Below are 12010 nucleotides of genomic sequence, written 5' to 3' on the forward strand. Positions count from 1 at the left end.
GTCAGCGATGCTCCAGCGTGGTGCAGAAACGTTCCAGCAGTTCGTCGGCCCGCTGGCCCAGCGACTTGAGCCGACGCGTGTGAAACAGCAGCAATAGTCCCATCAGGTAGGTGAATGCCTGCATCTGCTCGGCGGCCACGGTGTCGTCGGACCATTGCTTGGCCGCGCGCAGGCCGCGGCCCAGTTGGTCGACACAGTCGCGCAGGCGGACGTTGAGGCGGTCGTCCACATCGCGGCCCAGGCCGCGCGGGCCCAGTCCCTGGAACAAATACATGCCTAGCGAAAATTCGGTGGCGCGCCCGGCGTAGTACTGGAAGAACGCTTCGATGACGCGTCGCGCCGCCCCGGCGGGGCGGCCATCCAGGGCGCGCTCCAGTTGTCCATGCAAGCGCTCCAGCGAGGCTTCGAGCAATTCGGCGTAGATGGCTTCCTTGCCGCCGAACCAGGGGTAAATGGCACCGGTGGTGCAGCCGGCTTCCTTGGCGATGGCCCGTACCGTGGTCTTTTCCAGGCCGTCGCGCTGAAATACCCGCTGCGCCGCGTCCAGGATCAGTTGGCGCCGCAAGGCGGTAAGCCGTTGCGCCCGCGTGGCCGTCGCCGGCGTCGAAGAAGATTCCATGGCGATGATCAGCCGGATATAGCAATGCTTCTATTTAATAACGTTGTTATTATCGATGCAATAAGTGCCCCACCTCAAAGGCCGGGGTCACGGCGGCACAGATGTATCCAGTCTGTGCTCCTTGTGTCCAGGATTGTTCAGCGTTACGAAAGTAAGGGCGCATGCAGGCAGGCGCCGATACCGCAATCGCACACGAAACCGCGCCAATATTGGCTTAGACCCCTATGCAGGGTAAACACTAAGACGTTTCTGCCCGGATGGGCCCGATGTTGCAAGATACCAACAGCGCTAGCGTAGAACGGGCACTTTTCTGGTGGCGACCATAGCCAGTCCCTGGGTTTTTTGATGCAATAGCGTCAACTTCCCTTCGCGGAGTTAGGGGGGCGGCAGGCTGACGCAAGCATTGCTGCTCTTGTCACTCAAATCAACGGAGATTTCTTAAATGAAAAAGACTCTGCTCGCTGCCGCCCTGCTCGCCGGTTTCGCCGGTGTGGCCCAGGCAGAAACGTCGGTGACGCTGTACGGCATCATCGATACTGGTATCGGCTACAACAAGGTCGAGGGCGACGGTTTCGACAGCAGCCGCATCGGCATGATCAACGGCGTGCAGAACGGTTCGCGCTGGGGCCTGCGTGGCACCGAAGATCTGGGTGACGGCCTGCAAGCCGTGTTCCAACTGGAAAGCGGCTTCAATTCCGGCAACGGTAACTCCGCCCAAGGCGATCGCCTGTTCGGCCGCCAAGCCACCATCGGTCTGCAAAGCGACAGCTGGGGCCGTCTGGACTTCGGTCGTCAAACCAACATCACCTCGAAGTACTTCGGCTCGATCGATCCGTTCGGCGCTGGTTTCGGCCAAGCCAACATCGGTGTGGGCATCAGCGCCGCCAACACGGTTCGCTGGGACAACATGGTCATGTACCAAACCCCGTCCTACAGCGGCTTCCAGTTTGGCGTTGGCTACTCGTTCAGCGTTGATGACAACACCGGCGACGCCGATCGTGTTGGCTTCGCCACCGCTGACAACGTCCGCGGCATCACCACCGGCCTGCGCTACGTGAACGGCCCGCTGAACGTCGCTCTGTCGTACGACCAGCTGAATGCCAGCAACAACCAATCGAACGCCGAAGTCGACGCCACCCCCCGTTCGTACGGCATCGGTGCTTCGTATGACTTCGAAGTGCTGAAGCTCTCGCTGGCCTATGCCCGCACCACCGACGGCTGGTTCGGCGGCCAAGGCGTCAGCGGCGTGGAATCGACCAACCTGGGTTCGAACATCTTCGCTGACGGCTTCAAGTCGAATTCCTACATGCTGGGCCTGAGCGCTCCCATCGGTGGCGCCAGCAAGCTGTTCGGTTCGTGGCAAATGGTCGACCCCAGCAACGACAAGCTGACTGGCGGCGACGAAACGATGAACGTGTTCTCGTTGGGTTACACCTACGACCTGTCCAAGCGCACCAACCTGTACGCTTACGGTTCGTACGCCAAAGACTATGCCTTCATCAAAGACGTGAAGAGCACCGCTGTCGGCGTCGGTATCCGTCACCGCTTCTAATCGGCTGCGAGGCGCAAGCTTCGCTTCGATTGCTAGCGTGCAAGCGGGCCTTGGTCCGCTTGCAAAAAGCCACCCTTCGGGGTGGCTTTTTCATTCCTGCCATACGTCAACGGTTCCTGGTTTTTGGGGCTTGCGGTTCAGCGGGCAGTCACTTAGCAAATGCTACAATCTGAAGGTTTGCGCATTTGACGGACGCCAGAATGAACTTGCAACAGTATTTTCCCGTCCTGCTGTTTATCGCGGTGGCTACCCTCATCGGGTTTGCGCTGCTGACAGCGGGTTCGCTCCTGGGGCCGCGGCGTCCCTATGCCGAAAAACTCTCGCCCTATGAATGCGGCTTCGAAGCGTTCGAAGACGCCCGCATGAAGTTCGATGTGCGCTACTACCTGGTGGCCATCCTCTTCATCTTGTTCGACCTCGAAATTGCCTTCCTGTTTCCCTGGGCCATCGCCCAAGGTTCCGTCGGCCTCGTCGGCTTCTGGACCGTCATGATCTTCCTGGCAGTCCTGACGGTGGGCTTCATCTACGAATGGAAAAAGGGCGCGCTGGACTGGGAATAACCCACGCCTTCCCGCACGCTATCAGAGACGAAAATGGCTATAGACGGCATCCTCAAGCAAGGCTTCATCACTACCAGTGCCGACAAGTTCCTCAACTGGGCAAAGACGGGCTCGATGTGGCCCATGACCTTCGGCCTGGCCTGTTGCGCGGTCGAAATGATGCACGCCGGCGCGGCGCGCTACGATCTCGACCAATTCGGCATCATTTTCCGTCCCAGCCCGCGCCAGTCCGACCTGATGATCGTGGCCGGCACGCTGTGCAACAAGATGGCGCCCGCGTTGCGCAAGGTCTACGATCAGATGCCCGAACCGCGCTGGGTGGTGTCCATGGGGTCGTGTGCCAATGGCGGTGGGTACTACCACTACTCTTACTCGGTCGTGCGCGGCTGTGATCGCATCGTGCCGGTCGATGTCTACGTGCCTGGCTGTCCGCCCACGGCCGAAGCGCTGGTCTATGGGCTGCTGCAAATGCAGAACAAGATCCGCCTGACCAACACCATTGCCCGCTGACCGCGCCGCCGCCGGCCGTGCTTTGCGCCGGCGACCCCCGTCAGCATATCGGTTTACCTAAGCGTACATGACGATGACCAGGCTCGAAACCCTGAAACACAACCTGCAGGCCGTGCTGGGCGCAAACGCGGCCCTGACCGAAGCGCTCGGCGAGTTCACGCTGGAAGTCCCGGCCGACCAATGGCTTGCGGTTTGCAACAAGCTGCGTACCGATGCCAGCCTGAGCTTCGAAACCTGCATCGACCTGTGCGGCGTCGACTACCTGACCTGGGGCAACGGCACGCGCCAAGTGGCCGAGGACAAGGTCGCCGGCGTGCAGCGCGCGCGCTACGCCGTGGTCGTGCACCTGCTGTCCATCGCCCATAACTGGCGCTTGCGCGTGCGTACCTGGGCCCCCGACGACGATTTCCCCATTGTCGGCTCGCTGGTCGACTGTTGGCCCGGGGTGAACTGGTTCGAGCGCGAGGCCTTCGACCTGTTCGGCATTGTCTTCGAAGGGCACCCCGATCTGCGCCGCATCCTGACCGACTACGGCTTCATCGGCCACCCGTTCCGCAAAGACTTCCCCCTGTCGGGCACCGTCGAAATGCGCTACGACCCCGAACAAAGGCGCGTCATCTACCAGCCGGTCACCATCGATCCCCGCGAAATCACTCCGCGTGTCGTGCGTGAAGACTCCTACGGCATGGGGCGTTAAATCATGGCAGAAATCAAGAACTACACCCTGAACTTCGGCCCGCAGCACCCGGCGGCGCACGGTGTGCTGCGCCTGGTGCTCGAGCTCGACGGCGAAGTCATCCAGCGCGCCGACCCGCACATCGGCCTGCTGCATCGCGCCACCGAAAAGCTGGCCGAACACAAGACCTACATCCAGGCGCTGCCCTACATGGACCGCCTCGATTACGTGTCCATGATGTGCAACGAGCACGCCTACGTCATGGCCATCGAGAAACTGCTGGGTATCGAACCGCCGTTGCGCGCGCAGTACATCCGCGTCCTGTTCGACGAGATCACGCGCCTGCTCAATCACTTGATGTCGCTGGGCTCCCACGCGCTCGACGTGGGTGCCATGGCTGTGTTCCTGTACGCCTTCCGCGAACGCGAAGACCTGATGGACTGCTACGAGGCTGTCTCCGGGGCGCGCATGCACGCGGCGTACTACCGGCCGGGCGGCGTCTATCGCGACCTGCCCGACGTCATGCCGCAGTATGGCGAAAGCAGCAAGTACCGCGGCGACAAAGACCTGCACATCATGAACGACGCGCGTTCCGGCTCGCTGCTCGATTTCATCGAAGACTTCACCAACCGGTTTCCGACCTGCGTCGACGAATACGAAACCCTGCTGACCGACAACCGCATCTGGAAGCAGCGGCTGGTGGGCATCGGCGTGGTCGATCCCGAACGCGCCAAGGCGCTGGGCTTTACCGGCCCCATGCTGCGCGGCTCCGGCGTGGCCTGGGATCTGCGCAAGATGCAGCCCTACGAAGTCTACGACCTGGTCGAATTCGACGTCCCCGTGGGCGTCAACGGCGACAGCTACGACCGCTACCTGGTGCGCATCGCCGAAATGCGCGAAAGCAACCGCATCATCCGCCAATGCGTGGAATGGCTGCGCAACAATCCCGGTCCGGTCATGATCGAGAACCACAAGGTCGCTCCGCCCAGCCGCACCGGCATGAAAACCAACATGGAAGAGCTGATTCACCATTTCAAGCTCTTCACCGAAGGTTTCCACGTGCCGCCCGGCGAGTCCTTCGCATCGATCGAACACCCCAAGGGCGAATTCGGCATCTATCTGGTGTCGGACGGCGCCAACAAGCCTTACCGCCTGAAGATTCGGGCGCCGGGGTTTGCCCATTTGCAATCGCTCGATGAAATGTCGCGTGGCCACATGATCGCCGACGCCGTCACCATCATCGGCACGCAGGATATCGTTTTCGGCGAAATCGACCGCTGATCCGTCAGCCCGAACGCCCCGCATAACCCGGATTCAAACTATGCTGCTTTCCGAACAGGCCTACCAGAAAATCGACCGGGAACTTGCCAAGTTCCCGGCCGACCAGCGGCAGTCGGCCATCATGGCTTCGCTTGCCATCGCGCAAGAAGAGAAGGGCTGGTTGCCCCCCGAAGTCCTTGAAGACGTGGCCAATTACATCGGCGTGCCGCCCATCGCGGTGCAGGAAGTCGCCACGTTCTACAACATGTTCGATACCACGCCGGTCGGCAAGCACAAGATCGCGGTCTGCACGAACCTGCCCTGTGCCTTGCGCGACGGCGAAAAAGCCGGCGACTACCTCAAGCGCAAGCTCGGCGTCGACTACCGCGAAACCACGCCCGACGGCCTGTTCACCCTGGCCGAGGGCGAATGCATGGGCGCCTGCGGCGATTCCCCCGTGCTTATCGTCAACAACAAGCATATGTGCGTGCGCATGACCGAAGAAAAACTCGATGCGCTGGTCCAGGGCCTGAAGGCACAGGGCGAAGGAGAGCCGGCATGAACGCGCCCGATCTGTACAAGCACCTGGCCCAGGGGCTCGACCCCAACCCGCTGAACGACCTGTCGAACTCCATGTGCCTGCACGGCCGGCACCTGGGGGCGCAGATCCTGGCCGACCTCGACGGCAACAACTGGCGCCTGCAAGACTACGTCAAGCGCGGCGGCTACGAGGCCCTGCGCAAGATCCTGTCTTCCGGCATGAAGCCCGAAGACGTCATCGCCGAAGTCAAGGCCTCGGGCCTGCGCGGGCGTGGCGGCGCGGGCTTTCCCACCGGCCTGAAGTGGAGCTTCATGCCGCGTGCCTTTCCCGGGCAGAAATACCTGGTGTGCAACTCCGACGAAGGTGAGCCCGGCACGTTCAAAGACCGCGATATCCTGCGCTTCAATCCGCATATCGTGATCGAAGGCATGGCCATCGCCGCCTACGCCATGGGCATCAGCGTCGGCTACAACTACATCCACGGCGAAATCTTCGAAGTGTACGAACGCTTTGAAGAAGCCCTGGAAGAAGCCCGCGCCGCCGGTTTCCTGGGCGACAAGATCCTGGGCTCCGACTTCAGCTTCCAGTTGCACGCCTTCCACGGCTATGGCGCGTACATCTGCGGCGAGGAAACCGCGCTGCTCGAATCGCTCGAGGGCAAGAAGGGCCAGCCGCGCTTCAAGCCGCCGTTCCCGGCCAGCTTCGGCCTGTATGGCAAGCCCACCACCATCAACAACACCGAGACCTTCGCCGCGGTGCCCTGGATCATCCGCAACAGCGGCCAGGCCTACCTGGAAGTGGGCAAGCCCAACAACGGCGGCACCAAGGTGTTCTCGATCACGGGCGACGTCGAGCGTCCGGGCAATTACGAAATTCCGTTGGGCACGCCGTTTGCCAAGCTGCTCGAGCTGGCCGGCGGCATGCGCGGCGGCAAGAAGCTCAAGGCGGTCATTCCCGGCGGCTCCAGTGCGCCGGTGCTGCCGGCCGACATCATGATGGACACCACCATGGACTACGACGCCATCGCCAAGGCGGGTTCCATGCTGGGGTCGGGTGCGGTCATCGTCATGGACGACACCCGCTGCATGGTGAAGTCGCTGCTGCGGCTGTCGTACTTCTATTTCGAGGAAAGCTGCGGGCAGTGCACGCCATGCCGGGAAGGCACCGGCTGGCTCTACCGCATGGTCCATCGCATCGAGCACGGCCAAGGCCGCCAGGAAGACCTGGACCTGCTCGACAGCGTGGCCAGCAACATCATGGGCCGTACGATCTGCGCCCTGGGTGATGCCGCCGCCATGCCGGTGCGTGGCTTCATCAAGCATTATCGCGACGAATTCGCGCACCACATCGAGCACAAGTCGTGTGTGGTCCCGCAATATCTGTAGGTCTCAGGAACAGCAATGGTTGAATTAACCGTCGACGGCAATCAGGTCGAAGTCCCCGAGGGCAGCATGGTGATGCATGCGGCCCAGAAGCTTGGCCTGTATGTACCCCATTTCTGCTACCACAAGAAACTGTCCATCGCGGCCAACTGCCGCATGTGCCTGGTTGAAGTGGAAAAGGCGCCCAAGGCGCTGCCGGCCTGCGCCACGCCTGCCACCAATGGCATGGTGGTCCATACATGCTCTGAGAAAGCCAAGGCCGCGCAGAAGTCGGTCATGGAATTCCTGCTGATCAACCACCCGCTCGATTGCCCCATCTGCGACCAGGGGGGCGAATGCCAGCTGCAGGACCTGGCGGTGGGCTATGGCGGCTCATCCTCGCGCTATCGCGAAGAAAAGCGCGTGGTCTTCCATAAAGACCTCGGCCCGCTGGTGTCGGCCGAAGAAATGACCCGCTGCATCCATTGCACCCGCTGTGTGCGTTTCGGCCAAGAAATCGCCGGCGTCATGGAACTGGGCATGCTGGGCCGGGGCGAGCATTCCGAAATCACCACTTTCGTGGGTCGTTCGGTCGAGTCCGAACTGTCGGGCAACATGATCGACCTCTGTCCCGTGGGTGCGCTCACCTCCAAGCCGTTCCGCTACACCGCCCGCACCTGGGAACTGGCACGCCGCCGTACGGTCAGCCCGCACGACAGCCTGGGTGCCAACCTGGTGGTGCAGGTCAAGGGCGACCGCGCCATGCGCGTGGTGCCCTTCGAAGACGAAGCCCTGAACGAATGCTGGATCAGCGACCGCGACCGCTACTCGTACGAAGGCCTCAATAGCGAAGACCGCCTGGCGGCGCCCATGATCAAGGGGGCCGACGGCCAGTGGCAGGAAGCATCCTGGGCCGATGCGCTGCAGGCCGTGGCGCAAGGCCTCTCGCGAGTGCGCGACAGCCATGGCAGCGGCCAGATCGGCGCCCTGGCGGCCGAGTACGCCACTACCGAAGAATTCGCGCTGCTGGGCCGCCTGGTGCGTGCCCTGGGTTCCGAGAACATCGATTTCCGCCTGCGCCAGACCGATCCCGCTTTCGACGCTGCCCTGTCCGGCACGCCCTGGCTGGGCATGCCCGTCGCCGACCTCGACTCGCTCGACCGGGTACTGGTGGTGGGTTCGTTCCTGCGCAAGGATCATCCCCTGATGGCCCAGCGCCTGCGCCAGGCCGCCAAGCGCGGCACGCAGATCCTGCTGGTCGACAGCGCTGCCGACGATCCGCTCATGCCGGTGGCTGCGCGCCTTACCGTGGCGCCGTCGGGCTTGCCGTCGGCATTGGCACAGGTGGCCGTGGCACTGGCCCAGGCCAAGGAACAGCCGGTACCCGCCGAGTTCTCTGGCGTCACCCCCGACGAAAGCGCCAAGCGGATTGCCGCCAGCCTGGCCTCGGGCTCGAATGCGGCAGTGCTGCTGGGCAACATGGCCGTGGCTTCGCCGCAAGCCTCGCTGCTGGCCGCCAACGCGCGCAGCATCGCCGACCTGGCCGGCGCGCGCTTCGGCTTCCTGACCTCGGGCGGTAATACGGTGGGCGGCTACCTGGCCGGCGCCGTGCCGGGGCAGGGCGGCAAGACCGCCGCCGCCATGCTGGCCGAGCCGCTCAAGGCCTACATCGTGTTGCACGCCGAACCCTCGTTCGATGCCGACAACGGTCCGCAGGCAGTGGCCGCGCTGCGCGGCGCCGAGTTCGCCGTTGCCCTGACGCCCTATGCCTCGGCCGCGCAAGACTGGGCCGATGTCATGCTGCCCGTTTCGCCATTCACCGAAACCTCGGGCACGTTCGTCAACGCCCAGGGCTTGCCGCAAAGCTTCAAGGGCACGGTGGCGCCGCTGGGCCAGGCTCGTCCGGGCTGGAAAGTGCTGCGCGTGCTGGGCAATGTGCTGCAACTGCAGGGCTTCGAAGACGAAACCTCCGAATCGGTGCGCGATACCGCCCTGGCGGGCGGCATCGAAAGCCGGCTGTCCAACGACATCAAGGCTGCGCGCGGGCTGGGGCAGGCTGCCTCGGGCCTGGAACGCGTGGCCGACGTGCCTATCTATCGCACCGACACCATGGTGCGCCGTTCCGGCCCGCTGCAGGACGCACCCGCTTCCCAGGCGCCCACGGCACGCATGAACGGCGCCACGCTGGCTGGCCTGGGCCTGACCGCCGGGATCAAGGTGCGTGTCGCCGGCCCTGCCGGTTCGATTGAACTCGAAACCGTGCAGGACGACGCCGTGGCCGATCGCGCGGTGCGCATCGCGGCGGCATTTGAGCAAACCGCTGCCCTGGGTGGCGCATTCGGTGAAATCAGCGTGGAGCGTGCCTGACATGGAATGGCTCGATATTCTTGAAAGCCACGGTCAGGCCTTGCTGGGCCCGACGGCCTGGTTGGTGCTCTGGACACTCGTCAAGATCGTCGTCATCGCAGTTCCCATCATTCTGTGCGTGGCCTACCTCACGTACTGGGAACGCAAGATGATCGGCTGGATGCACTCGCGCCTGGGCCCGACCCGCGTCGGTTTCCGCGGGCTGCTGCAGCCGTTCGCCGACGTTTTCAAACTGCTGACCAAAGAAGTGGTGGTGCCTTCGCAGGCCAACAAGGTCCTGTTCGTGGTTGCACCGGTGGTGACGCTGATGCCGGCGCTTGCGGCCTGGGCCGTGGTGCCGTTCGGCCCCGACGTGGTGCTGGCCAACGTCAATGCCGGCCTGCTGTACGTGATGGCCATCACCTCCATCGGCGTCTACGGCGTCATCGTGGCGGGCTGGGCCTCGAACTCCAAGTACGCCTTCCTGGGCGCGTTGCGCGCCTCGGCGCAGATGGTGTCGTACGAACTGGCCATCGGCTTCGTGCTGGTCACGGTGCTGCTGGTGTCGGGCAGCCTGAACATGTCCGAGATCGTGCTGGGCCAGACCCGCGGCTGGTTCGCCGAGCACGGCCTGACTTTCCTGTCCTGGAACTGGCTGCCGCTGCTGCCGCTGTTCGTCATCTACGTGATCTCGGCGGTGGCCGAGACCAACCGTCACCCGTTCGACGTGGTGGAAGGCGAATCCGAAATCGTGGCCGGCCACATGGTCGAATACTCGGGCATGGCGTTCGCGCTGTTCTTCCTGGGCGAGTACGCCAACATGATCCTGCTGTCGTGCATGGCCGCGATCATGTTCCTGGGGGGCTGGACGGCTCCGATCGACATCGTGCCCCTGACCTGGATCCCCGGCTGGATCTGGCTGGGCATCAAGACATTCTTCGTGGTCTCGCTGTTCGTATGGTTCCGCGCGTCGTTCCCGCGCTACCGCTACGACCAGATCATGCGTTTGGGCTGGAAGATTTTCATACCGCTGACCGGCGTGTGGCTGGTCGTAGTGGCGATCTGGATGCAGACGCCCTGGAACATTTGGCGCTGACGCGCCAAGCTGAGGCAGGATATGGAAGCGATCAAAGATTTTTTCGGCAGCCTGATGCTGACCGAGCTGCTCAAGGGCATGCGCCTGACGGGCAAGTATTTCTTCAAGCGCAAGGTCACCTTGCGCTACCCGATGGAAAAAACGCCGACCTCGGCGCGCTTTCGCGGGTTGCACGCGCTGCGCCGCTATCCCAACGGGGAAGAGCGCTGTATCGCATGCAAACTGTGCGAAGCCGTTTGCCCGGCACTGGCCATCACCATCGAATCGGACCTGCGCGACGACGGCACCCGCCGCACCACGCGTTACGACATCGATCTCACCAAGTGCATTTTCTGCGGTTTCTGTGAAGAAAGCTGCCCCGTGGACTCGATCGTGGAAACCCATATCCACGAATACCACGGTGAAAAGCGCGGCGACCTTTATTTCACCAAAGACATGCTGCTCGCCGTGGGCGACCGCTACGAAGCCGAAATCGCCCGCCGCCGGGCCGAAGACGCGCCATACCGTTGACGCCCAAGGTCTGATCCATGACTTTTACCACTGTCCTGTTCTACATACTGGCTGCCGTCCTGGTGATCGCCGCGTTTCGCGTCATCACGGCGCGCAGCCCGGTTACCGCTGTCCTGCACCTGATCCTGGCATTTGCCAACGCCGCCATGCTGTGGATGCTGCTAGGAGCCGAATTCCTGGCCCTGCTGTTGGTGCTGGTATACGTGGGCGCCGTTATGGTGCTGTTCCTGTTCGTGGTCATGATGCTCGATATCCGCATCGACTCGCTGCGCCAGGGGCTCAAGACCTACCTGCCGCTGGGCCTGGTCATCGGCGTCGTGCTGGTCATCGAGATGTCGTTCGTGCTGGCTTCCACCTGGCACGGCGCCGGTCCGCAGGCTCCGGTGGCTGGCGACTACAACAACACCCGCGCCTTGGGCGAAGCCATGTACACCCAGTACGTGTATGCCGTGGAAGTCGGAGCCGCGCTGCTGCTGGTGGGCATGATCGCCGCCATCACGCTCACGCTGCGCCGCCGCCGCGATGTCAAGTACAACGACCCGGCCGCCGCCGTGCGCGTGCGTGCCAAAGACCGCTTCCGCCTGGTCAGCATGCCGGCGCAGAGCGACCGAGCCCAGGGCCGTGTAAGCACGCCGTCCGACGACGCCGAAGGAGAAAAAGAATGACGCTGACACTGGCCCATTATCTGGTGCTGGGTGCGATCCTGTTCGCCATCGGCATCTTCGGCATCTTCCTGAACCGCCGCAACCTGATCATTCTGTTGATGTCCATCGAGCTCGTGCTGCTGGCCGTCAACATGAACTTCGTGGCGTTCTCCAGCTGGTTCGGCGATACCGCCGGCCAGGTGTTCGTGTTCTTCATCCTGACCGTGGCGGCCGCAGAAGCCGCCATCGGATTGGCAATTCTGGTGCTGCTGTTCCGCAACCTGAACACGATCAACGTTGACGAACTCGATCGCCTGAAGGGCTGACGGGGTATT

General features: G+C 62.8%; 13 protein-coding genes. 12 read left to right on the forward strand and 1 reads right to left on the reverse strand.

Going from position 1 to position 12010, the window contains the following annotated elements; all coding sequences use genetic code 11:
- Window position 1: 1 nt before the first annotated feature.
- Entirely contained in the window at window positions 2-619 is a 618-nt protein-coding gene (locus tag KW845_RS02885; RefSeq protein ID WP_218367662.1) for a TetR/AcrR family transcriptional regulator, read from the reverse strand.
- Window positions 620-1061: 442 nt separating this feature from the next.
- Here KW845_RS02885 and KW845_RS02890 point away from each other — a divergent pair, with 442 nt between their 5' ends.
- The 12 genes from KW845_RS02890 (at window position 1062) to nuoK (ending at window position 12001) form a co-directional block, all read left to right on the forward strand.
- Window positions 1062-2171 carry a porin gene (locus tag KW845_RS02890; protein ID WP_218367663.1) on the forward strand — a complete coding sequence of 370 codons (1110 nt, stop codon included), beginning with the start codon at window positions 1062-1064 and terminating at the stop codon, window positions 2169-2171.
- Window positions 2172-2371: 200 nt separating this feature from the next.
- Window positions 2372-2731 (forward strand): NADH-quinone oxidoreductase subunit A, encoded by a 360-nt coding sequence (locus KW845_RS02895; RefSeq protein ID WP_218367664.1) that lies wholly within the window; start codon window positions 2372-2374, stop codon window positions 2729-2731.
- Window positions 2732-2764: 33 nt separating this feature from the next.
- The gene (locus KW845_RS02900; protein WP_006217960.1) at window positions 2765-3241 is read left to right on the forward strand and encodes an NADH-quinone oxidoreductase subunit B family protein; all 477 of its coding nucleotides are present in this window, start codon (window positions 2765-2767) and stop codon (window positions 3239-3241) included.
- Between the two features lie 67 nt (window positions 3242-3308).
- Complete coding sequence (locus KW845_RS02905) at window positions 3309-3938, forward strand: NADH-quinone oxidoreductase subunit C (RefSeq protein WP_218367665.1); 630 nt, start codon at window positions 3309-3311, stop codon at window positions 3936-3938.
- A 3-nt stretch (window positions 3939-3941) separates the two neighbouring features.
- Entirely contained in the window at window positions 3942-5198 is a 1257-nt protein-coding gene (locus tag KW845_RS02910) for an NADH-quinone oxidoreductase subunit D (RefSeq protein ID WP_218367666.1), read from the forward strand.
- A 40-nt stretch (window positions 5199-5238) separates the two neighbouring features.
- Complete coding sequence (gene nuoE, locus KW845_RS02915; protein WP_218367667.1) at window positions 5239-5739, forward strand: NADH-quinone oxidoreductase subunit NuoE; 501 nt, start codon at window positions 5239-5241, stop codon at window positions 5737-5739.
- A complete protein-coding gene (nuoF, locus tag KW845_RS02920; RefSeq protein ID WP_218367668.1) occupies window positions 5736-7103 on the forward strand; it encodes an NADH-quinone oxidoreductase subunit NuoF in 1368 nt (455 codons plus the stop codon). Before nuoE ends, nuoF begins: the two co-directional genes overlap by 4 nt.
- A 15-nt stretch (window positions 7104-7118) precedes the next feature.
- Window positions 7119-9446 (forward strand): NADH-quinone oxidoreductase subunit NuoG, encoded by a 2328-nt coding sequence (gene nuoG / locus KW845_RS02925; protein WP_218367669.1) that lies wholly within the window; start codon window positions 7119-7121, stop codon window positions 9444-9446.
- 1 nt (window position 9447) lies between these two features.
- Window positions 9448-10521, forward strand: a complete 1074-nt coding sequence (gene nuoH, locus KW845_RS02930; RefSeq protein WP_218367670.1) for an NADH-quinone oxidoreductase subunit NuoH — start codon at window positions 9448-9450, stop codon at window positions 10519-10521.
- A 21-nt stretch (window positions 10522-10542) separates the two neighbouring features.
- A complete protein-coding gene (nuoI, locus tag KW845_RS02935; protein ID WP_218367671.1) occupies window positions 10543-11031 on the forward strand; it encodes an NADH-quinone oxidoreductase subunit NuoI in 489 nt (162 codons plus the stop codon).
- Between the two features lie 17 nt (window positions 11032-11048).
- The gene (locus KW845_RS02940) at window positions 11049-11696 is read left to right on the forward strand and encodes an NADH-quinone oxidoreductase subunit J (protein ID WP_218367672.1); all 648 of its coding nucleotides are present in this window, start codon (window positions 11049-11051) and stop codon (window positions 11694-11696) included.
- Window positions 11693-12001 (forward strand): NADH-quinone oxidoreductase subunit NuoK, encoded by a 309-nt coding sequence (gene nuoK / locus KW845_RS02945; protein ID WP_012248610.1) that lies wholly within the window; start codon window positions 11693-11695, stop codon window positions 11999-12001. Before KW845_RS02940 ends, nuoK begins: the two co-directional genes overlap by 4 nt.
- Window positions 12002-12010: the final 9 nt, after the last annotated feature.

The organism is Bordetella sp. BOR01, from assembly GCF_019218885.1.
Classification (GTDB): Bacteria; Pseudomonadota; Gammaproteobacteria; order Burkholderiales; family Burkholderiaceae_B; genus Bordetella_A.